At 31.5% G+C, this 21,549-nt stretch carries 20 protein-coding genes; 8 read left to right on the forward strand and 12 right to left on the reverse strand.

Features of this window, described 5'->3' with window-relative positions; translation table 11 throughout:
• Positions 1 to 3 precede the first annotated feature (3 nt).
• The 6 genes from V9L04_RS11665 to V9L04_RS11690 all read right to left on the reverse strand — a co-directional run bounded on the left by V9L04_RS11665 (position 4) and on the right by V9L04_RS11690 (position 6,102).
• A complete protein-coding gene (locus V9L04_RS11665) occupies positions 4 to 2,055 on the reverse strand; it encodes a SpoIIE family protein phosphatase (RefSeq protein ID WP_338789982.1) in 2,052 nt (683 codons plus the stop codon).
• A gap of 129 nt (positions 2,056 to 2,184) precedes the next feature.
• Positions 2,185 to 2,934 (reverse strand): DUF697 domain-containing protein, encoded by a 750-nt coding sequence (locus tag V9L04_RS11670; protein ID WP_338789983.1) that lies wholly within the window; start codon positions 2,932 to 2,934, stop codon positions 2,185 to 2,187.
• Between the two features lie 318 nt (positions 2,935 to 3,252).
• Positions 3,253 to 4,482 (reverse strand): tetratricopeptide repeat protein, encoded by a 1,230-nt coding sequence (locus tag V9L04_RS11675; protein ID WP_338789984.1) that lies wholly within the window; start codon positions 4,480 to 4,482, stop codon positions 3,253 to 3,255.
• A 179-nt stretch (positions 4,483 to 4,661) separates the two neighbouring features.
• Positions 4,662 to 5,183, reverse strand: coding sequence for an exosortase K (gene xrtK / locus V9L04_RS11680; RefSeq protein ID WP_338789985.1), 522 nt, complete (start codon positions 5,181 to 5,183; stop codon positions 4,662 to 4,664).
• Positions 5,184 to 5,185: 2 nt separating this feature from the next.
• Positions 5,186 to 5,449 carry a hypothetical protein gene (locus V9L04_RS11685; protein WP_338789986.1) on the reverse strand — a complete coding sequence of 88 codons (264 nt, stop codon included), beginning with the start codon at positions 5,447 to 5,449 and terminating at the stop codon, positions 5,186 to 5,188.
• Between the two features lie 5 nt (positions 5,450 to 5,454).
• Positions 5,455 to 6,102, reverse strand: coding sequence for a MarR family winged helix-turn-helix transcriptional regulator (locus V9L04_RS11690; RefSeq protein ID WP_338789987.1), 648 nt, complete (start codon positions 6,100 to 6,102; stop codon positions 5,455 to 5,457).
• 197 nt (positions 6,103 to 6,299) lie between these two features.
• Here V9L04_RS11690 and V9L04_RS11695 point away from each other — a divergent pair, with 197 nt between their 5' ends.
• The 5 genes from V9L04_RS11695 to V9L04_RS11715 all read left to right on the forward strand — a co-directional run bounded on the left by V9L04_RS11695 (position 6,300) and on the right by V9L04_RS11715 (position 11,226).
• A complete protein-coding gene (locus tag V9L04_RS11695) occupies positions 6,300 to 6,422 on the forward strand; it encodes a hypothetical protein (RefSeq protein ID WP_338789988.1) in 123 nt (40 codons plus the stop codon).
• 212 nt (positions 6,423 to 6,634) lie between these two features.
• Positions 6,635 to 9,151 carry a TonB-dependent receptor gene (locus tag V9L04_RS11700; RefSeq protein WP_338789989.1) on the forward strand — a complete coding sequence of 839 codons (2,517 nt, stop codon included), beginning with the start codon at positions 6,635 to 6,637 and terminating at the stop codon, positions 9,149 to 9,151.
• A gap of 185 nt (positions 9,152 to 9,336) precedes the next feature.
• A complete protein-coding gene (locus tag V9L04_RS11705; protein WP_338789990.1) occupies positions 9,337 to 9,759 on the forward strand; it encodes an STAS/SEC14 domain-containing protein in 423 nt (140 codons plus the stop codon).
• Between the two features lie 132 nt (positions 9,760 to 9,891).
• A complete protein-coding gene (locus V9L04_RS11710) occupies positions 9,892 to 10,581 on the forward strand; it encodes a methyltransferase domain-containing protein (protein ID WP_338789991.1) in 690 nt (229 codons plus the stop codon).
• Between the two features lie 66 nt (positions 10,582 to 10,647).
• Complete coding sequence (locus V9L04_RS11715; protein ID WP_338789992.1) at positions 10,648 to 11,226, forward strand: YdeI/OmpD-associated family protein; 579 nt, start codon at positions 10,648 to 10,650, stop codon at positions 11,224 to 11,226.
• Positions 11,227 to 11,351: 125 nt separating this feature from the next.
• Here V9L04_RS11715 and V9L04_RS11720 read toward each other — a convergent pair whose 3' ends face one another.
• The 4 genes from V9L04_RS11720 to V9L04_RS11735 form a co-directional block, all read right to left on the reverse strand.
• Complete coding sequence (locus V9L04_RS11720) at positions 11,352 to 11,666, reverse strand: HPF/RaiA family ribosome-associated protein (protein ID WP_338789993.1); 315 nt, start codon at positions 11,664 to 11,666, stop codon at positions 11,352 to 11,354.
• A 138-nt stretch (positions 11,667 to 11,804) separates the two neighbouring features.
• Positions 11,805 to 12,497 (reverse strand): YggS family pyridoxal phosphate-dependent enzyme, encoded by a 693-nt coding sequence (locus tag V9L04_RS11725; RefSeq protein WP_338794198.1) that lies wholly within the window; start codon positions 12,495 to 12,497, stop codon positions 11,805 to 11,807.
• A 55-nt stretch (positions 12,498 to 12,552) separates the two neighbouring features.
• Positions 12,553 to 13,131, reverse strand: a complete 579-nt coding sequence (locus V9L04_RS11730) for a hypothetical protein (RefSeq protein ID WP_338789994.1) — start codon at positions 13,129 to 13,131, stop codon at positions 12,553 to 12,555.
• A 32-nt stretch (positions 13,132 to 13,163) separates the two neighbouring features.
• Entirely contained in the window at positions 13,164 to 15,371 is a 2,208-nt protein-coding gene (locus tag V9L04_RS11735) for a 7TM diverse intracellular signaling domain-containing protein (protein ID WP_338789996.1), read from the reverse strand.
• Between the two features lie 153 nt (positions 15,372 to 15,524).
• On the opposite strand from V9L04_RS11735, the gene V9L04_RS11740 reads away from it, so the two are divergent.
• From V9L04_RS11740 to V9L04_RS11750, 3 genes are read left to right on the forward strand one after another with little or no spacing between them, the layout of a single operon-like run.
• The gene (locus tag V9L04_RS11740; RefSeq protein ID WP_338789997.1) at positions 15,525 to 16,379 is read left to right on the forward strand and encodes a glycosyltransferase family 2 protein; all 855 of its coding nucleotides are present in this window, start codon (positions 15,525 to 15,527) and stop codon (positions 16,377 to 16,379) included.
• Between the two features lie 14 nt (positions 16,380 to 16,393).
• Positions 16,394 to 18,310 carry an asparagine synthase (glutamine-hydrolyzing) gene (asnB, locus tag V9L04_RS11745; RefSeq protein ID WP_338789999.1) on the forward strand — a complete coding sequence of 639 codons (1,917 nt, stop codon included), beginning with the start codon at positions 16,394 to 16,396 and terminating at the stop codon, positions 18,308 to 18,310.
• 17 nt (positions 18,311 to 18,327) lie between these two features.
• Positions 18,328 to 19,398: a glycosyltransferase family 1 protein gene (locus V9L04_RS11750; RefSeq protein ID WP_338790000.1), complete on the forward strand. Its 1,071-nt coding sequence runs from the start codon at positions 18,328 to 18,330 to the stop codon at positions 19,396 to 19,398.
• A 24-nt stretch (positions 19,399 to 19,422) separates the two neighbouring features.
• Here the strand turns inward: V9L04_RS11750 and V9L04_RS11755 are convergent, their stop codons facing one another.
• Positions 19,423 to 19,998, reverse strand: coding sequence for a sigma-70 family RNA polymerase sigma factor (locus tag V9L04_RS11755; protein WP_338790001.1), 576 nt, complete (start codon positions 19,996 to 19,998; stop codon positions 19,423 to 19,425).
• A 240-nt stretch (positions 19,999 to 20,238) separates the two neighbouring features.
• Positions 20,239 to 21,414: a hypothetical protein gene (locus tag V9L04_RS11760; protein ID WP_338790002.1), complete on the reverse strand. Its 1,176-nt coding sequence runs from the start codon at positions 21,412 to 21,414 to the stop codon at positions 20,239 to 20,241.
• Between the last annotated feature and the right edge of the window lie 135 nt (positions 21,415 to 21,549).

Genomic DNA, 21,549 nt, shown 5'->3' on the forward strand with positions numbered 1-21,549 from the left:
AACTTATTCTATTTTGAATCCCATTACTAAAATATCATCTATTTGATTGTAGTTGCCTTTCCATTTTTCAAATGTTTCTTCCACATGTTTATGCTGTATTGCAGAAGGCAAATGATTAGTTTTGTAGAGTAAATCATATAGATTTCTGCTGCCAAATTTTAAGTTTTGTTCTCCTCCAAACTGGTCTTGATAGCCATCAGAAAACATATAAAACTGTGTGGGAGTATCTACTTTTATTTTGTGAGTAGTATAGTTTCGTTCTCTATCTATCATTAATCCACCAATAGGCAAATTGTCGCCTTTTATGATGTGAAACATGCTTTTCTGTACATATAAAAGTTTGTTTTTAGCTCCTGCAAACCAAACTTCTTTTTTGTCCTTGTGATGAATACAAATTGTGGCATCCATTCCATCTCTATTATTAGTTTTCTTTTGTTTGAGCGTTTTGACAGTTCCTTTATGAAGCAAATCTAATAACTGAGCAGGATCTTCAATAGTATTATTTGTAATGATAGCTGAAAGTAAATTAAAAGCAATCATACTCATCAAAGCACCAGGGACACCATGACCTGTACAATCGATAGCTGCAAGTATGGTTTGTTCTTTTGTGGTATGCAAGAAATATAAATCTCCTGAAACAACATCTCTAGGTTTGAAAAATACAAAAGCATCTGAAAAATTTCGTTCGATACTTCGTACATCAGGCAACATGGCTTCTTGAATGCGCTTTGCATAGGTTATACTATCAATAATTTTGCTCTGTTTTTTTCCAATTAACTTGTTGATAGAATGAATTTCTTGTAGTTGATTTTGTAATGTTTTTTTATGATTATCAATTTCCTTTTTTTGAAATTCAAGGGCATTATTTTTTTCTAGAACAGATTTATTGGTTTGTTCTAAAAGGTCTCTTTGAGAAATTATTTTTTCTTGTTGCTGTTCTAATTCTGTGTTTTTCGAAAGTAAATCATCAGCTTTTTCCTGAATGTCTAGCATATATTGCTTCAACGAATTGATAAGAAATTGAACATCTTTTGAAAGTTGGCTTAGTTCATCGTTACCTCTAAGAACTACACTTTTACTTTCGCCTTCAAAATTATTATTTACTAACGTATTAATCAGTCTAGATAATCGGCGAATAGGTCTACCCATTTTTTGAATAACTAACCCAGCCAAAAGTGCATTTACTAATAGAGCAGCCAGTAATATAGAGCCTAAAATAACTCTCATTCTATCACTTTCTTGTTCACTTTTTTTATTTAATTGTTCTCTAGTAGTATCTAATTTGGTGTTAAGTTGTTCGGATATTTGATTGAGTTTGCCTTTTAATCCTGTAATATTGGTATAGCCTATAATTAGTTCTAGCTCTGCCATTTCTCCAAAATGATAAGCATACTGGTCTAACCATTTTATATAAAGCTCTCTTTTGTCTTTATTATAGACTTGTTGTTGTATTGTGTTTTTTAGTAGCTCAACAGCTTGAGCATGTGTAGTAATATACTTTGTGTTTTTTCTGATAATGAAGTCTTTTTCATGTCTTCTTATCATCAATATTTTATCTAATGGAAGAGTAGGATTTTGAGCATTTTCTATATAATGAATTAGTGTTCTCATTTTTCCTGTTATACCAAAATCTTCAAATCCTTTTTTATAAATGAGCTTAGAAGCCGAATCAAATGTATTTTGATATTTTTTTGTTTGGATAAGAAGTGCTTCTAGTTCTGAATCTATCTCTTTTTCTTTACTAATTAGTTCTGTGTTTTGGACTTTTTTTATATTTTCTTCAAATTCTTTTATTAGGAAATTATTATCTGTCAAGAACTTACTTTTTCCACCAGAATCATAAAAACGAGGATTAATAGATTCATAACTAAAGAAATCTCTTTGTAATTTATCTATTTTTTGGAGTTTTAATTGAGCATTATTTAAGCTCATACTCAAATCTGTTAAGCTATTTATCTGCCTGTCATACCAAAAAATGCCTATCAAGATAGATAAACTAGTAAGAGCCAATAAAATAATAGAAAATATGAGTTTTGACTTGATGGAAGAAAACATAATGTAAAAATGCTAAAAAATAGAACTTGATAACTTTTTTGATAGTCATCAAGTTCGCATTCTGTTTCTTAAATGATTTGATGTTAGTTATTCTATAATAGAAAAACAGAACATTTTGTTTTATATAATTTAAGACATAATTTTCTTTTTCATGCGTTCATATTCTTCGTCTGTCAAGATTCCTTTCGCTTTTAGGTCATTGAGTTCTGCAATTTTGGCTTCTTTTAAAGCTTTTTCTTCTTCATCTTCCTTTTGTTCTTTCGATTCTTTTGTAGATTCATTTTTAGGAGCTTTCGTTTCTCCTGCTTTGTTTTGAAACTGATGTTCATATTTTCCGTCTTTGGGTGCATTTGGGTCAGTTTCCATGGCTGGCTTACCTTTTTTACCTAAATCTGTGTTTACTTTCTTCTCTTCATTATTCATAGAATTTTTTGCTTTGTCTTTCATTTCAGCAGCATATTCTTTTCCTTGTTCGAATTTTTCTTTGTAGAAATTTTTGAATTTTTCGGTATCAATATCAAATAAATCTCCTCCAGATTCAAAATGCTGAACAAATACACTTCCAATGGCATAAGTAGAAGCTCCTGATAAAACGACCATTGCGCCACCCCCTAAAAAAGAACCAATAATAGGAATCGTTTTGACTGCTGATGCACCCATTCTGACAAGCGTACCACCTGCAAGCATTGAAATAAGGGATTTTCCCATATTTTCGCTCATTTCAAAACCATATAAATTAGAAATTTGCTTTAACATTTCGTACTGCATAGCAGAAACAGCAATCGTATCTAAAAAAGGAATTGGAATTGCGCCCATTCCCATAGACCATAAAACATGTTTTTGAACGATTCCTTCGGCTTGAACTTTAGCTTGACTCATAATATTTTTGTGATTGATAATTTTTTGATGAAATTTTTTATTGACAGTATAATAAATCCTTAACGGAATATAAGCAAATGATGTTTTGCTTTAATGAAAAAAAGGAAAAAGCATATCTCTTTTCCTTAAATATCAATTATTTTATAAACTGACGTTACGCAACGATAAAAATTCTTGTATAAAAGGAAACCCACGATTAAAATCGTGGGAAAACAAGCACAGAATAGTAAAAAATAGCATGTTTTATTTTCCCCATAACTAAGTTATGGGTTTCGTTTTTGCCGTTATTGGTGTCTAACCAACGACCTTATCACCTAATTATTTAAATAATTTTCTGTTTTCTTTCAAATATTCTTTTGCTTCTTTTTTTGTTGGGTGTTTACGGTCTGCATGGTCTTTTATTTTTTCGTAATAACCTTGTGCAGCTTTGTAATCTTTTTCTATGTGTGCAATTTGTCCTAGATATGACAAAGAATATAAGTAATAACCTGAATCTTGTGCATCCGAACTTTCTCCAAATTGTACAGCTTGTTCCAAATATTTTTTGGCTTCTTCATAATTTTTCAATGCTCTAAAATTATGTGAACCCAAAAAGAAAGCTGCATAACGTCCGATTGTACCTTCATATCCAAAAGCTTTTTGTTCGATAAGTTCTAAGGCATTTTTAGATTCCTCAATGGTTTTGTTTCCATCCCCTGTCATATATAAAAGTTTTAAGTATTGACGATGAAAAAAGGCATTTTTTGGATAACTTTGATGTAAATATCCTGCTAAATTCAATGCCTTTTCTCTGTATATTGGATTTTCTTTTGCTTCGCCATCATAAATACGAATCAGAAAAGTTTGTGCTTCTGTTTTGGTATAAAATCCTTCTGCTGTTACTTCTTCTAATTGTTTTATTCCTTTTGCTTTATCACCATCTTTGAAAAACCAAAAGATAGGTTTTAGTTCTCCATAATTTTCTGGAATCCATTCTACATAATAGTTGTATAAACCATCTCCAAAGAGTAATTCTGGACTCAAATCACCATATCCTCTAGCATCTTCTAAGTAATTCAATGCTCGTTTTCCAGCAATAGTGGCAGCCGTCCAATTTCTTCTATTCGATTCTAAACGTCCTTTAAAGGCATAAGCAGCTGATAAAAAGAAAGCTGCTTCTATCTGTTTTGGAGATTTTTTTTCTGCATTATCATATATTTTTTCTGCATAGGTGATTGTAGTATCCATATAGTTATTAAAAACACCATCATAACTTTTGTCGTCTTCATTAGGCATCATTTTCCAAAAATTACTTAATCCCATCAAAAAATAGCCAAGTGGATGTTTGGGATAATGTCTTTTAATCCATTGAAACTGACTTTCAGCACTTCTAAAGTCAAAATTGTACATATCATTTAATCCTTGCGTTGCTTCTATCTGAATCGCCATGCTGTTGATGAGCATTTCGACACTATCTGGGTGAGGCAAATCTTGTGCTTTTGCTTGTTGCAAAGAAGAACTGAAAAATATTGAGAATAATGGAATGAGAATATAGAGTAAATTTTTCATTGCTTGATATTAGTGAGTGAGATAGGAATTTTAATATAAATTGTTTTTACTTAAACTCTAAAAAAGAACTTTAGATAAAGTAAAATCATTATTTATAACTACTCTAAATAACAAAATCATACCAAGTTTTTCAGTTAGTAATTATCAGTTACCAGTAATTAGTAGAATAAAATACAATTTTATTTATATTTATTTTTAACTCCTATTGCCCATTTTAATCCTAAATAATAAAGAATCAGCATTGTAATATAAATAAAAATTCCTAGCAAAAGATGACTTTGAGAATAGTCAATATAAGGAATCAAAAGAGGTAAGAATTTTATTGAAATAACGATTCTACCCGTATTTGCAATAATGGTAACCAGCCAAGCCAAACCAAAAACAGCTATAAAAGAATAGAAAAATTGCCACAAATTAGTTACTTTTTTGTACAAAAGAAAAGTTCCCAACAACAAAGCCATCAGCCAAAAATTAAGACCTGAACAGCTTTTATCAATAATTGTAATCGGCAGAGTGTGAGTACAGACATAGCCTTCATTCTGCAAAAAATCAAAATTTAGTCCTGTAATTTGTTCTACCCAAATCGTCGTAGGTTTCAAGAGCCAAACCGAATATTCTACATCAAGATTTGTAAAATACCACTTGAAAGCAAAACCAATACAGAAAACTGTGAATAGGAAAGTTAATCGTAGTTTTTTCATCTTTAAAATGAATCTTCTTCTTCGATAATATTTATTTCTGGTTGAGTTAAAACTTCTTTGCGAACCTCACTCAAATCTTCTGTATGTAGAATTTCATAAACCTCATGAATCCATTTCTCAAATTCTTTGTCTTTAAATTCATATTGTCTGTAATCTCCACATAAAATACGATGTCCATTTCTAGCAGCCCAAACTCTTGGAGTAAAATTCATATTATGAATTGAGATAAAATATTTTTCATCTTCTAAGGTAAAAGGTTCTTTCATTAAAATTACTGTTTTCTAAAATTTAAAAGTATTTCAATACTTTCTTTCTTATTTTCATGATAAATAGGCTGATGAAAATCATTAAGACGATTCAAAAGTGAAATAAGCTGTCGTTTTTCATCTTCTTGCAAATCTCCCACAATAAGTTCTCCTATCTTTTGCATTCTTTCTACATGAGCAAAAAAGATTCCTCTTCCTGCTTCGGTAATGAATAAAGACTTGCTACGCTTATCTGTAAGTGATTTTTGTTCTGTTATAAAACCATTCTTTTTGAGGCGTTTCAAAATTTCTATCCCTGTTGTTTTTTCGTGAATATGATAATCAATAATTTCAGTTTTGGTGCTTCCTGCTTTCAAAAGAATACTTCCCAAGTAAGTAAAATCATCTAAAGTAGTCAAAAGACTATCTTCTAAAGCTTTTTTTGTATAAAATTTTGCAAAACGATACATAAAACCAATAAACTTTCCGATGATACTATCTAAGGTTTCACCTGTTGGTTCTAGTTTTATTTCTTCTTTAGACACATGGCTGTGTGTCTTTTCATACAACCACTTTGAGAAAATAGCTAAGTCATTTTTTTCTAATTTTTGCCCTGTTTGGGTTTCGTATTCTTGAGCTTGATTTATAAGCTGATGTAAAATATCGTAGTTCATTTTTTTTACTGTGTATATCGCTCGTGGGGACACCATAGCGGTTAAGCTATTGTTTATTCTACCATTATCAACGTCTTGTTATCTTCGATAACTGACGATTGCTAAGGTAAAATAAACAAAATCAGCACTTTTCTCCCTTAGCAATCGTGTATTTTCGAAGAACTTTTAAGTCGGCGAAGCCAAAATGGACGTTGATAATGGGAAAAATAGAGTACAGTTTTCTTGACTTGACGGCTATGGTGTGGACACTAGCAATGGATAAGTCTTTTTCTGCTTTTTCAAGAAAAGCTAACCCTACCGTTGCTCGTGTCTCTAATTAGTTAACTTTAAAATAAAATTTAGTATATTAACGTACTAAATTGAAAATAGTTTTCTATAAATTTAAGAAAATAATTATTCAAATCTAAAACAATTCTCAATTATTGAGGTTAGATTTGCATTCTGAAAAGAAAACACTTTCTGCAATTCTCTTATTTAATACGTAAACATACTATAAATTTAAAACTATTTTTTTATTTTATCAAAAATTCGAATGACTACTTCAAAATTTTACTATTTATTTTTTGCACTATTTTTTAGTGTTTGTATTTCTACTTTTGCACAAGACAATTCAACAGAAAATATAGTTGAAGAAGAAGACCCAACTAAAAAACAGAAATCAGTAAAAAAAGGAATTGTACAAGGAACAGTTAGAGATAAAGACACTCAAGAACCACTCATTGGCGTTTCGGTTATTGTTTTGGGAAGCGATCCTATTATTGGCGTAGTTACAGATTTGGAAGGAAATTATAAATTAGAAATTCCTGTTGGAAGTTATAATTTGGAGGCTTCTTATGTCGGTTTTGCATCGCTCAAAAAATTTAATATTGTTGTCAGTACAGGTAATGCAAATAATGTCAATTTTGAGCTTTCTGAATCAGCTTCTAATTTGGAAGGTGTCGAAATTGTAGCACGAAAAGCGACTTCGGCTTCTCCTACAACCGTTGAAAGTCCACTTTCAACACAAAGATTGACGACAGAAGAAATAAAAAGCAATCCGGGAGGGAATTTTGATATTTCTCGTGTTGTACAGGCTCTTCCAGGGGTGGGAAGTACAAGTGGTTCGGTTGGTGGTTTTCGCAATGACATTATTATTCGTGGTGGTGCGCCAAATGAAAATATCTATTATTTAGATGGAATTGAAATTCCTGTTATCAATCATTTTGCGACACAGGGAAGCGCAGGAGGACCTACTGGAATTTTGAATGTGTCTTTTATTGAAGATGTAACGCTTAGTTCGTCGGCTTTTGAAGCTCGTTATGATAATGCGCTTGCTTCTGTCTTTACATTCAAACAAAAAGAAGGAAATTCGGAGCGTTTGCAAGGAAATATCCGTCTTTCAGGAACAGAACTAGCAACTACTTTTGAAGCTCCTTTAGGAAAAAAAACGACTATGCTCTTGTCTGCTCGTCGTTCGTATTTGCAGTTTTTATTCGAAATTATTGACCTTCCCATTCGTCCAAACTATTGGGATTTTCAATATAAAGTAACCCACAAATTCAATGAAAAAACTACACTTACAGCCATTGGAGTTGGTGCGATTGATGAATTTACCTTTGAAGAACCAAGAGAATCTACACCAGAAAATGAATATGTTTTGCGTTCAAACCCAAGTATTAATCAATGGAATTATACGACAGGTTTTGCGCTTAAAAGATTGGTGAAAGATGGTTATGTAAATGTAGCCTTGAGTAGAAATATGTTTGATAATCGCCTTGACCAATTTGAAGACCGACAAGAAACCGAAGAGTTTAGAACGCTACTTTTAGAATCTCAAGAAATTGAAAATAAATTGCGTATTGATGTAAATAAGTCAAAAAATGGCTGGAAATACGCTTATGGTTTAGTCGGTCAATATGTAAAATTTAATAATAATATTTTTAGCAGAGTAAGAAAGGAATTGAGAGATTCGACAGGAACTATTATTCAGCCACAAGTTTTGCTCAATTATAATTCTGCGATTGATTTTTTTAGATATGGAGCTTTCGGACAGGTTTCCAAAACGGTTTTGAATAATAAATTAGGTTTATCTTTTGGTGTTCGTACTGATATGAATACCTTTACAAAAACAGGAAATAATCCATTAGAAACACTTTCGCCTCGTTTTTCGGCTTCCTATTATCTGAACGATGAATGGTCAATTAATGGTTCTGTGGGTCGTTATTTCAAACTTCCAATTTATACTGTTTTGGGTTTTCAGAATGAAAATGGCGATTTTGTCAATAAATCAAATAAATATATTTCTTCTACGCATTATGTTTTGGGAACGGAGTTTTTGCCACGAGCAAGTACACGTTTTACAGTAGAAGGTTTTTATAAAAATTATGCAAACTATCCTGTTTCGGTGCGTGATGGCATTTCACTTGCCAATCAAGGAGGAAATTTTGGTGCAATTGGCAATGAGGAGGTCGCAAGCATTGGAGAGGGAAGAGCCTACGGAGTAGAATTTTTATTTCAACAAAAACTAATTAGTAAAATCTTTGCTGTCTTTTCTTATACATTTGTAAGAAGTGAATTTTCAGGAACAGATGGGCAGCTTATTTCTTCGGCTTGGGACAATGGACATTTGATTTCGGCTATTTTGGGGCGAAAATTTGGCAGAGGTTGGGAAATGGGTTTGAAATACCGTTTTGCAGCAGGTGCGCCTTATACGCCTTTTGATTTGTTGGCTTCTCAAAGAAATTACTTGACAACTGGAAATGGAGTTTTGGATAATTCTCGTCTGAATTCTGATCGACTAGGAAATTTTAGTCAGTTTGATTTTCGTTTAGATAAAAAAATCAATTTCAAACGATTGACTTTAGATTTATATATTGATATTCAGAATGCTTTTGTACAGGCTTCTCCTGCTTTTCCTCGTTATACATTTGCCAGAACAGATGATAATTCAGGTTTCCAAACTACCGACGGACAACCAATAAAAAATGACGGCTCAAATGCAATTCCTACTATTTTAGAAAATAGTGATCCAAGTGTTTTGCCTACTATTGGATTTATTTTGGAGTTTTAAACTTTTTAATGCAGAAAATAATATATAGAAATGTTATTTTATATATTTAAATTTAATATATTTTTTTATGGAAAAATGCTAATTCTAAATTAATCGTAATAATATTTAATAGTAATACTTTTTTTATAGAAAATGATGTATATTAGTTACTGTAAATATTTTTTTATAACTAAAATTACTTTTTTATGATTATTTATGAGAGCGTTTTTTCACGTTTAGAATTTTTTAAAGATGATAACTTCATAGAAGCAACTTGGTTTGCTACAACTGAAGATATGACACCAGAACAATATAAAGAAGCAATGACAAATTATTTGAAGTTTGCCTTAGAATTCAAGCCTAAGAGAGCGTTGGTGAATCTCCAAAACTTTTTATTTACTGTTTCTCCAACATTGCAAGAGTGGACAGAGAGTACTATGGCTAAGTCTCTTTTGAAATTGGGATGGAAAGAAATGGCAATGGTAGTTAGTCCAGAATTTATATCACAACTTTCTGTAGAACAACTTATGGAGGAAAAACTACATCAGAATTTTACCACAAAATACTTCCCAACTAAAGAAGAAGCAAGAAAGTGGATTATGAGTTTGTCTGATAGTAAGTCGGTATAAATTATTTGGCTCTTCCGACTTTTTAGCGAAACATCGTGTGTTCACTTCCTCAGAACTGAACACACAATTTTTATTTTCATGAACATTACCTGTATTTTATATTCAAATATAATTAGTGCCAAAAAAAATAACATGATAAACTTAAAAAATGACGATGAACTCTCGTGGTCATCGGTTGTAGCGAATAACACAATGAATAGAAAAAGAGTAGCTTTAGGTGTGAACAGCTATGAGAAAGACATCAAAATTAATATTGAATCGTATTTGAAAGGGATTAAAAATGAGCAAGAAGTTCGCTGGATAGATTTATGTTGTGGAGAAGGGAATGCCTTATTAGAAATTGCAAATATTCTCAAAAAAGAAGCTAATAGTTCTAGGTATAAGTTAGAAGGAATAGACTTAGTTGGATATTTCAACCCATCTGTTTTCGAAGTTGAAAATATATTAGAAATTAGCGAAATAAACTTATCAGATTGGACAACAGATTTCAAATATGATTTGATTACCATTGTACACGGATTGCACTACATTGGAGATAAAATGAAGTTGATAAGATACGCAGCAAGTAGATTGAAAAGTGATGGAATATTATTGGCTAATCTTGACATAAAAGATATAGAAATTACAAATGAAGCAGATAGTAAAAAGGCAATTCAAGAATATTTTCAGAAAGAAGGTGTAGATTATAATTTAAAAACTAAACTTCTGAGCATAAAAGGAAATAAAAATATGCAAGATGATTTTGTATATTTAGGTGCAGATGATAAAGCTGGAGCAAACTATACAGGTCAAGACATCGTAAAATCATACTATAAAAAATAAAATCAATCAAAGAATAAAACTAATATTGGTAGTAGTGTTATTTTAGTAGCAATGAAATAAATTTTAATGAGAGAAACAGAAACATATTATCCACAAACCAAACAGCAATGGAGAGAATGGTTAGTTACAAATCATATTCAAAAAGATGCTGTTTGGCTTATTTTTTATAAAAAGAAGACAGGAAAACCAACTCTAACTTGGAGCGATGCTGTAGATGAGGCTTTGTGTTTTGGTTGGATTGATAGTGTCAAAAAAACGTTAGATGAAGAAAGGTATATTCAATATTTTTCTAAACGAAAACCAAAAAGCACTTGGTCTAAAGTCAATAAGGAAAAAGTAGAGCAGCTTATAGCCAAAGGATTGATGCTGCAAGCAGGCTTGGACTGTATAAAAATTGCAAAACAAAATGGTAGTTGGGAAATTTTAGATAGTGTTGAAGCATTACTTATTCCAAAAGACTTGGAAACAGCATTACAATCAAATGAAAATGCAAATGCAATGAACTTTTTTAAGAGTTTAAGTAAATCAGTTAGAAAAACAATGTTATATTGGGTTGTATCTGCCAAAAGACAAGAAACAAGAAATAAGCGAATTACTCAAATTGCAGAACTTGCCAGTAAAGGATTGAAACCCAAACAGTTTTGAGAATAAAAATTTAATCTACAACTATTTGAAATAGTGTCATAAAAGATTAAAATTTGCCAACTAAAAAGGCTTAGTCATATCACTAAGCCTTTTCAATTCAATAATAGAATAGGTAACTTTACTTTTTAACGACTCTGTATTTTCCCTAAGAAACTATCTAAAGCAGCTTTCATTTTATCAATAGATGCTGAAACTGCTTTTTCGATGGTATCTTCTTGAGCTGAAACAGCAATAGGTTGTCTGCCTTCAAACCTCGCTTCTAATAAACATTTTATATCGTTTAAACCTTCTTTTTTGCCATTTTCATCAGACAAATGAACTTCTACTCTAGTAATATGAGAATCATATCTATTAAGTTTTTTTGAAATCATATCAGAAAAGAACGCTTCAAGCCTTGCGTCTCCGTCAATAGTATTGTCTGTGTTAAATTGAACTTTCATAGGAGTATTTTTTAGGTTAATAGTAATTAATTTTATTTGCTTTACAATCTAATAAATTAGCGACATAATCCAAGTTGTATATCATTCAAAGTACAGAAATGGAAATATTAATCAAATCAATTTAATCTCTCTTTTTCTTTATCTTTTTCCAAAAATAGCACTTCCGACACGTACAAGTGTTGCTCCTTCCTCTATTGCTATTGGATAATCGCCACTCATTCCCATAGAAAGCTCTCTAAAGGCTATATTTTTTGTTGTATTATTTTTATTAAATGAATCTTGATTTGCTTTTACTTTATCAAAAAGAGATTTTAGTTTTTTAAATTCTGAGCGAACTTGTTTTTCATTATCTGTAAAAGTTGCCATTCCCATCAATCCGACTAGTTTTATGTTTTCAAAGGTCTTTACTTCTTCATTTTCTAAGATTTCATAAAGTTCCTTTTCATCCAAACCAAATTTTGTATCTTCTTCTGCAATGTGCATTTGTAAAAGACATTCAATTACTCTTTTGTTTTGCTTTGCTCGTTTATTTATTTCTTTTAAAAGTTTAAAGCTTTCTACTGAATGAATCAGCGAAACGAAAGGTGCAATATATTTAGTTTTGTTGGTTTGAAGTGTGCCTATTAAATGCCATTCTATATCTTGTGGAAGTTTTTCTTGCTTTTCGGTAAGTTCTTGTACTCGGTTTTCTCCAAAAACTTTAAAACCCAAATCATACAAAGTTTGTAATTTTTCTAAAGGATGAGTTTTGGTAACAGCAATTAATTTTGCTTCTGTATTTTCTAAGTTTGATAAAATTTCATCTAAGTTTTCTTTGATAGATTCTTTCATTTCTAATTCGTAATTTTTAATTAGCTTCGCTGCTTTGGCAGGTCGTAATTGATTTTTATTTTCCATATTTTTCTAAAAAATCTTCCCAATGTGTTGGAATATCTTGAAGAGTAGCATCCTCCAAAGTAGCAGGTGAAGTGTGTAAAAAACCAAGTATAAATTCTACTTCATTTTTATAATCAAATTGCAAATCTGGGTGTAATTTGAGGATTTTTTTTAAGACAAAATCAGTTCTTTTGCAGACATAACCTCCAAATTTATCAGCCCGATAAGCATATTTTGTTAGAAAACTTTCTTGTCTTTTAAATGTTTGAGAAAGCAAATATAAAGTGAGTTCTATTTCTCCTGTCTTATCTTTTGTAATTTTGACATGTTTAGTAATTGCTCCATTTTCTGTTCGCATTGCCATCATAAGCCAACCTGGTGTTCCATGATTGAAACTTGTCATATTGTCAATGTCTTCTTTTATCTCTTCAGCTAATGCTTTCGTTTCGTTTTCATCTCCAAAAAGGTCATGTTCTAGCCTTGCAATAAGCATTTGGTCTTTTGCAATCAGACGAAGTAATATCTTATCTTTTTCTTTTTGAGGCATCTGACAAATTGCCTCCTTTAATTCTTTTGCGATTTTTGCCATATTTTTAATAGTTCTTTATTTTTCTAATTGTTTTACATGCGTATTCCAGCCAAAATCACATCATCCGTTTGTGATTGTGTGCCTTTCCATTCTAAAAATTCTTTATCTAAAATTTCTTTTTGTGTACTCATTGGAAAATTAGAAATTTCTACGAGCTTTTCTCTGAATAGTTTGCTCATATATTTCATTCCATCTTTACCTCCAAATTGGTCTTGAAAACCATCTGAATAAAGGTAAAAAACATCTCCTTTTTGATAAGTAATTTCATGCATAGAAAATGATTTTACCTTTTTTGAAGTGCCTCCAATAGCAGATGTAGAGCCTTTTGTAAGCAAATATTCATTTCCTCGTATATGAAAGAGAGGATTTTTTGCACCTGCAAAATAGGCTTTATCTGTTCCTTCTTCAAAAACCAAAATTACAATATCCATTCCATCACGAATTTGCCTTCCTGTACTTTGGCGTTGTGTGGTGGCTGCCGTAATTCGTTGGTCTAGTTTGTAGAGAATTTCATGAGGCTGCCATATTTTTTCATGTCCGACAATTTCTTCTAAAGAATCAACACCCATAACAGTCATAAACGCACCTGGAACTCCGTGTCCTGTACAATCAGCAACAACAAATATTTTATAGCTTCTTTCTTCTATTGTTATTTTTTTGAGCCAGTAAAAATCACCACTTACAATATCACGAGGACGGAAAAGTATAAAGGCATTTCCCAATTCTTCTTCTAACTGATTGATATCCCCCAAAATAGCAGCTTGTATTCGTGCAGCATACGTAATGCTATCAGTCATTTTTTTATTGGTCTCTTCAAGTTGATGATTCTTCTTGTTGATTTGCTCTTTTTGTTGTTCTATTTCTTGTGTTCTTTCTATTACCTTTTCTTCAAGTTCTTGATTGAGAGTTCGTTGAAGAATTTCGTTTTCTTGAAGTTGAATAATTAGTTTTTCTTGGGCATCTTGTTTTTCACGCTCATTGAGTTTCATTCTATATCCCAAGCCCATTGAAAAAAGCAATATTTCAGCTACAATTCCTACTTGGATAAATGTTCCTCCTACTGTTCTTGGCGCAAGGTCTAAAAAATTCATTACATTTCCAGTGGCTGCGCCTACAATCAAGGCAAACGAACCAGCGACAAAGAAATACATTAGTTTTTTATTAATTTTTTTTGTTGTCTTTTTCTTATTTAGGATGACTAAAAGCCAAACTAAAAGAACCAAAATAAATAGAGCTTGCAGACCGATAGAAAGAAAATAAAGGATAGCAATCAGCTTTATATCTTTTGTAAAATGATACAGCATTACAAAAGCAACTACCACAAATTGAATATAGATAGCTACTTTAATTGCCTTATCCATTTTTGGAAATAGCTCATCTGTCCTTAGAAAAGAACGCATAAAGAGAAAATAAAACGCCACACACAATCCTGCAAAATACCATATATAATGAAATAATTCGCCATTAATTCCATCTAAAGCAAGGCTACTCATGACAGCCAAGAAAAGACCTGTTCCAAGCAGATATAAGGAATAATAAAGATAAACTTTTTCTCTATTGAGTATAAAAATCAAGAAGTTATAAAAAACCATTATCCAAATAAGACCTTGAAAAATACCTTGAGAAAGGTTACGGTATTTTACCTCTTGTTCAAATTTATCCTTTTTTATCAATTTTAAATCTACCTTTATCGGACGATTATTGATATTTTGATAGCGAATAAATAATGTTTTCTTTGATTTAGGTAAAAAATTTATTCTTACTTTGGTTTGAGAAACTATTTCATCAATATTTCTTTCGGAGGGAGGAACAAAAATGCCATTTATCTTATGAGAATATTCATTGAGAGCAGGAAGAGGATCAAAAACATCGACCAAATTCAAATCTTTACCTAGATTCAAAACCCATTCATGTTCGTGAGGAAGCGTATTATTGATTGTTATTTTGACCCAATAAATACAATTAGGACTCCAAGTAACTGTATCTGAATAGGGTATAAAATCATTTTGTAGATTTATGATTTCTTGAAAAGGCTTGTTCTTGCTACAATCTACATATAAGTAAGCATAATTGAGCAAACTATCGTGAACTACTTTTTCATTTTTTATGTCAAAAATAGCCTTTGGTGTTGTATCAAAAGAAGCATCAATAATTACCTTCTCTATTTTCTCTTTTTGTGAAAAAGCAAAATTGAGAGTGAAAATTAAAATGCAAGAAAAGATTAATCTAAACAAGGTCATTAAAAGAGAAGGTAATTCTTAATAATAGAAAGATACGATACTTATTTATTACTGCAAAATCAAAAAAAAAAATTAGTTTTGTACTTAATTTATAATCTAGTGTGCTAATTTTTTGTTTTTGCTTATTTTATTGAGTTTCAATAGTTTTATTCTATGTCTTATTTTTCATTTATTATTCTTACTTTCAATGAGGAACTACACTTACCTCGCTTATTAGAATCCATTAAAGATTTGAATGCACCCATTTTTATATTAGATTCAGGTAGTACAGATGCAACTTTATCAATTGCAGAAAGCTATCAAGCAAAAATTATTTATAATAAATTTGAAAACCATCCGAAACAATGGGACTTTGCTTTAAACAACTTTGATATTCAGACAGAATGGATTATTGGACTTGATGCAGACCAAATAGTAACTCCAGAACTAAAACAAAAATTAGTATTATTCGATGAAAACACAGTTTCTAAAGAAGTAAATGGAATTTATTTCAATAGAAAAAATTATTTTAGAGGTCGTTGGATAAAACATGGAGGTTACTTTCCAAAATATTTACTCAAAATGTTTAGAAAAGGGTATGGACATTCTGACCTCAATGAAAATATGGATCATCGTTTTGTTATTGAAGGCAAAACACAGATTTGGAAAAAAGGTTTTTTGATAGAAGAAAACACAAAGGAAAATGACATTTCTTTTTGGCTTGCCAAACACAACAAATATAGCGACCTTGTAGCACAAGAAGAAGTAGAACGTATTCAAAAACTACGTTCTCAACACACTACACGCAAACTTTCTGGTAATCCTGATGAAAAAATTGCATTTTTGAAAAACATTTGGTGGAAATTACCTCTTTATTGGCGACCTTGTATTTACTTTATCTATCGTTTCTTTTTTCAACTTGGTTTTTTAGATGGAAAAGAAGGACGAATTTTTCATTTTCTACAAGGTTTTTGGTTCAGAATTATTGTAGATATTAAAATTGAAGAGTTATTGAGAAGTAAAAAATAATTAAAAATAGGCTTATGTGTGGAATAAATGGAATTATAGATTTTTCGCTGCAAAATAATATGCACAGAGTGGCTGCTATGAACAAAGCTATGGCACACCGAGGGCGAAATGATGAGGGAATTTGGCAAGATGAAACCACAAATAGTGTAACATTAGGACATAGAAGATTATCCATTATTGACCTTTCTAATGCAGGACATCAACCAATGCACTCTCATGATGGACGTTATACATTAGTTTTTAATGGGGAAATTTATAATTATAAAGCACTCAAAAAACAGCTTGATTATCCATTCAAATCAGACTCAGATTCAGAAGTCATTTTGGCAGCTTTTGCAGAGTGGGGAATAAATTGTATCAAAAAATTTGAAGGCATGTTTGCCTTCGCTATTTGGGATAATTTAGAGAAAAAACTTTTTTTAGTACGAGATAGATTAGGTATAAAACCTTTGTATTACTATAGAGATGAAAATAAATATGTTTTTTCGTCTGAAATGCGTGCCATGTTAGCTTCTGGATTTATTCCAAAGAATTTAGATCACCACGGCTTAGAAGATTTTTTACGTTATCAGACTGTACATGCACCTCGCACAATGATTGAGAATGTTTGTATGCTTTTGCCTGCTCATTATGTAGAAATTTCTGATACAGAGTGGATAGAAAAATGCTATTGGCAAGCACACCATACTGAACAAAAAATAGGGACGACTTATAAAAAAATAAAAAAAGATATTTATGAAAGATTAAATGAAGCAGTCGAAAAGCGTTTAGTGGCTGATGTTCCTTTTGGAGCTTTTCTTTCTGGTGGAATAGATTCTAGTATTATAGTTGGACTAATGAGCCGAATGTCTAACCAAAAAGTAAAAACATTTTGTGTTTCTTTTGATGAAGAAGAATTTAGTGAAGCAAAATATGCTCGCTTGGTAGCCAATAAATTTGGAACAGAACATCACGATATTCGTCTTAATCCAAAAGACTTTTTAGATATTATTCCGAAAGCTCTTTCAGCTATGGATCATCCAAGTGGTGATGGAATAAATACCTATATAGTTTCGAAAGTGACTAAAGAGAAAGGAATTGATATGGCTCTTTCAGGCTTGGGAGGAGATGAGCTTTTTGCTGGCTACGACCTCTTTACAATGCTCAACAAGCTCAATAATAATAAATGGATAGGGAAATTACCTGTTTTTTTGAAATCTAATGTTGGCAGACTACGACAAAAATATCGTCCTTCAGTAGCTTCTGACAAACTTTTTGGCTTGCTTTCTCAAAAAGATTGGAAATTAGATTATACGTATCCACTTATCAGACAAGTATTTTTAGATGAACGTATAAAATCGTTTTTACGTAAAGATGAATTGACTGAAAACAGAGTGCGCTCAGCTTTCAAAAGTTTAGCAAGACAAAAAGATTTTAAAAAACTTCCTTTTTTATCTCAAATTTCGGTAGCAGAGCTTTTTACATATTTACAAAATATTCTTTTGCGTGATTCTGACCAAATGAGTATGGCGCATACTTTAGAAATTCGTGTTCCTTTTTTAGATCACAAATTAATTGAATACGTTCTTCAAGTTCCAGATTCTTTCAAATTTCCTCATTCTCCTAAAAAGTTATTAGTTGATTCAGTGGGTAATTTACTACCATCTGAGGTTGTCAATCGTCAGAAAATGGGCTTTACTCTTCCTTGGCAAATTTGGCTTAAAAATGAACTTTTTAGCTTTTGTGATGAGCGTGTCCAAAATTTAGCAAGTCGTCCAGAGTTTAATGAAGAAGGAATTATGAGAGTTTGGAGACAATTTTTAGATAATGACCCTAGAGTATCGTGGGCAAGAGTTTGGAATTTGGTTGTGCTAGAAAATTGGCTGCAAGAACATCAAATTTCGGCTTCTCCTGTTTCGCTTATTTCTTCTTTTGATTCTAATTTGGTTTAAAAAATAATAAGAGAAATTTGAAAGTCATTTATTTACATAGAAAACCTCGTCAGTTTGGAAATTTTAGTATCGAATCTTATTTTGAAGATATTCGCTCTTATCTGCCTTCTATTTCAAAGAAAGTAGAACCAATTGTTTATCAATCTCCTTTTTTTAGTGATGGAATTTTGCCACGAATAAAAAATATTCTTGATGCAAAGAAACAAACTCAAAATCTCAAGAGCGACATAAATCATATTACAGGCGATGTACATTTTCTGACAATGGGATTAAATCCTAAAAAAACAATTCTGACTATTCACGATTGTGCTTTTTTAGAACAACACACCAACTCTGTAAAGGATAAATTAAAACGAAAATTTCTGAAAACCTTTTGGTTAGATATTCCTGTCAAGCAATCTCGTTTTGTAACAGCTGTTTCGGAAGCAACAAAAAATGAAATCATAAAGCATACAAATTGCGACCCTAATAAAATAATTGTCATTCCGACAACCATTTCACCAAAATTTGAAGAAGCATCAAAAAATTATATTCCTAAAGAATTTAATTCAGAAAAGCCTATTATTTTACAATTAGGGGCAGCTTTTAATAAAAACTTAGAACGTCTTTTTGAATCTTTAGAAGGGATTAATTGTAAATTACATATCATTGCTCCACTTTCAGAACATCACTTCAAATTACTCAAAAGATATAAGATTGATTACAAACATGAAGATAAAGTAAGTTTTGAGCAGCTCATTTTGGCTTATAAAAATTGTGATTTAGTTTCTTTTGTCTCTACCATTGAAGGTTTTGGAATGCCAATTATAGAAGCACAGACTTTATCAAAACCTATCATTACAAGTAATATTTCTTCGATGCCTTGGGTGGCAGGAAAAAATTCATGTTTGGTAAATCCCTATTCTATTACAGAAATCAAAGAAGGAATTTTGAAGATTATAAATGATGAAAATTATAGAAATGAACGAGTACAAAATGGATTAGAAAATGTAAAAAGATTCAATCCAAAAACAGTTGCTAGTCAGTATGTTGAATTGTATGAGAGAATGGAAGACAGGAAATTGGGAATTAGAAGTATCTCTTCCTAGCTGTTGTTGTTGTCTCCCCAACGATTATACAACATCCTGTTTGAGTTGATTATACAAATAGGCTTTTGCTACATTCCAATCTCTTTTTACAGTTGCAGGCGAAATTTGTAGTGCATCGGCAGTTTCTTCAATAGAAAGTCCTGCAAAAAAACGACATTCTACTACTTTTCCTTGTCTTTCATTTAAGTTTTCTAGTGTAATCAAGGCTTCGTGAAGTCCTAAGATATGCTCTCCAACTTGCTCATCAGGGATTATATTTTCTACTTTCTGAATATCTACATCAATATCCTTTCCCCCTCGTTTTTCGGCTGTTTTCATTTTGGCATAATTTACCAAAATATGACGCATTGCCTTTGCAGCCACAGCAAAAAAATGTCCTTTACTTGAATAGTTTTTACTGTCTTGGTCAGCTAGTTTTATGTAGGCTTCATGTACAAGTGCTGTCGTATTGAGCGTGTAATTTGCTTGCCAACGCACCCTCAAACTATGTGCAACCTTGACAAGTTCATCATAAACCAAAGGAAAAAGTTTTTCCATTGCCTGTGTATCGCCAGATTGTGCAGCTGAAAGAAGTTGAGTAATAGGAGGTTGATTATTCATATTGTATCAGTATACTTTCTATTTTTAAATAGATATAATTAAATTTTACGTTGTTTTATCTATTTTATTAACGATAAAACTTTTAATAATGATACTATGAAAGAAGATGAAATAGCATTTTGTTTTCATGTTTTTTGAAATAAAATGCTATTTCTAGCAATTTCATCTTCTTTAATTATTTCTAAATTTACCTAGCTTTTGGTAGGCATGTTACTGTGAAACTTCCAATCAATCAAGATTTTAATACCTACTATAAAATCTTCTCATATTTCCTGTGAGTTGGTCATAAATAGGCTTGAATAATTCTACAAATAAATCTTGTGGTGGTGGTGGTGCAACAGGGCGAACTTTAACAGCCTTTTCTTGATCATTATCTAAAGCACGTTTGTCGCCTTGGTATGTTCCCCATTCATTTCTCCACACAAATTCTCCAGGGTATTTATCTTGCATCAAAATTCTGTTTGTCTTTGCGTCAATGACACGCACATCTAAACGTCCATTTGAAACTACATATTGCTCATGATGTGTATAATCTGCTTTTACAGCATCTGTAATAGTTTTGGTAGCACCATCATCAAGACGAACTGTACGTCTAACACTGTCTACTGCAGTTGTGGTTTTTTCCTTCATAAATACTTGTCCAACCGTAAATTCATCAAAGCTCATCATTAAAAGCTGGTCAGCACAACAATAATTAGGTGTTTCCCAAGACAGATAAAAAGTTACAAACTCATTCATTCTACGATTTGTGTTTAGATACTCCATTACTTGACTTTGCACAAAGTCTCTTCCCAAACTAAATGAGTTTGGAACTTGAATAGGCTGAACCAATACCTTTAAAGTAGCTGCATCTTTAGCTGTCGGAATCTGAACAGCAACATCTTTATAATTTTTGACCCATTGATTGGCTCTTACAAAATGATAATAGGCTTTTTTTGCATCTTCTCTATTTTTTAAACCCATTAGCTTTATTCCTTCATTATAATTTGCTTCGGCAGCCTTGTCTTTCGCTTTTATTTCTTCAGATAAATAACTTGTTGGGTTTTTGACAATTTTTAAAGCAGCAGGACTTTTACGAATTTCGTTACCCATTTCGTTGATTCTGCCATAGCTTTCTGCTACTTTTTCCCAGTTAAGAGGATTTACTTTTGTATCTAATGTACGTGTTGTTCTCAAATTCTCTTCTACTGCTCTATAATAAGCCTCTCCAAGTGTATGACGTGCTTTTTTGTTGTTTGGGCTCTGACGCAGTCTATCAACAGCTTTTAGAGTTGCGTCGTAATAATCTCCTCTTTGTAGAGCTTTCTTTCCAGAAGAACACGCAGAGATTACAAGTAATAAAATAATCAAAATAGATAAAGAACTATAAGTAGATAGTTGCCTTGTTAATTGATTGAGTAGTAGATGAGGTTTCATGATTTTGAATAGATTAAATGAATGATAGTTAAATTAGTGATTATAATGTGTCTTTTACTTTTGTAAAATATAAGTTAATCATTTACAAAACCTATTCAAAAATCTGTGCCAAAATGTACTTTTAGTTACATAAAA

This window comes from Bernardetia sp. MNP-M8 (assembly GCF_037126285.1).
Lineage (GTDB): Bacteria > Bacteroidota > Bacteroidia > Cytophagales > Bernardetiaceae > Bernardetia.

Excerpts from the sequence above, each read along its gene's own strand:
- V9L04_RS11675 (WP_338789984.1), bottom strand. The coding sequence starts at position 4,482 with ATGAAAAATTTACTCTATATTCTCATTCCATTATTCTCAATATTTTTC.
- V9L04_RS11720 (WP_338789993.1), bottom strand. The coding sequence starts at position 11,666 with ATGAAAGTTCAATTTAACACAGACAATACTATTGACGGAGACGCAAGG.
- V9L04_RS11700 (WP_338789989.1), top strand. The coding sequence starts at position 6,635 with ATGACTACTTCAAAATTTTACTATTTATTTTTTGCACTATTTTTTAGT.
- V9L04_RS11670 (WP_338789983.1), bottom strand. The coding sequence starts at position 2,934 with ATGAGTCAAGCTAAAGTTCAAGCCGAAGGAATCGTTCAAAAACATGTT.
- V9L04_RS11760 (WP_338790002.1), bottom strand. The coding sequence starts at position 21,414 with ATGAAACCTCATCTACTACTCAATCAATTAACAAGGCAACTATCTACT.
- V9L04_RS11740 (WP_338789997.1), top strand. The coding sequence starts at position 15,525 with ATGTCTTATTTTTCATTTATTATTCTTACTTTCAATGAGGAACTACAC.
- V9L04_RS11665 (WP_338789982.1), bottom strand. The coding sequence starts at position 2,055 with ATGTTTTCTTCCATCAAGTCAAAACTCATATTTTCTATTATTTTATTG.
- V9L04_RS11685 (WP_338789986.1), bottom strand. The coding sequence starts at position 5,449 with ATGAAAGAACCTTTTACCTTAGAAGATGAAAAATATTTTATCTCAATT.
- V9L04_RS11695 (WP_338789988.1), top strand. The coding sequence starts at position 6,300 with ATGGGAAAAATAGAGTACAGTTTTCTTGACTTGACGGCTATGGTGTGG.
- V9L04_RS11690 (WP_338789987.1), bottom strand. The coding sequence starts at position 6,102 with ATGAACTACGATATTTTACATCAGCTTATAAATCAAGCTCAAGAATAC.
- V9L04_RS11730 (WP_338789994.1), bottom strand. The coding sequence starts at position 13,131 with ATGGCAAAAATCGCAAAAGAATTAAAGGAGGCAATTTGTCAGATGCCT.
- V9L04_RS11710 (WP_338789991.1), top strand. The coding sequence starts at position 9,892 with ATGATAAACTTAAAAAATGACGATGAACTCTCGTGGTCATCGGTTGTA.
- V9L04_RS11705 (WP_338789990.1), top strand. The coding sequence starts at position 9,337 with ATGATTATTTATGAGAGCGTTTTTTCACGTTTAGAATTTTTTAAAGAT.
- V9L04_RS11715 (WP_338789992.1), top strand. The coding sequence starts at position 10,648 with ATGAGAGAAACAGAAACATATTATCCACAAACCAAACAGCAATGGAGA.
- asnB (WP_338789999.1), top strand. The coding sequence starts at position 16,394 with ATGTGTGGAATAAATGGAATTATAGATTTTTCGCTGCAAAATAATATG.
- V9L04_RS11755 (WP_338790001.1), bottom strand. The coding sequence starts at position 19,998 with ATGAATAATCAACCTCCTATTACTCAACTTCTTTCAGCTGCACAATCT.
- V9L04_RS11735 (WP_338789996.1), bottom strand. The coding sequence starts at position 15,371 with ATGACCTTGTTTAGATTAATCTTTTCTTGCATTTTAATTTTCACTCTC.
- xrtK (WP_338789985.1), bottom strand. The coding sequence starts at position 5,183 with ATGAAAAAACTACGATTAACTTTCCTATTCACAGTTTTCTGTATTGGT.
- V9L04_RS11725 (WP_338794198.1), bottom strand. The coding sequence starts at position 12,497 with ATGAAAGAATCTATCAAAGAAAACTTAGATGAAATTTTATCAAACTTA.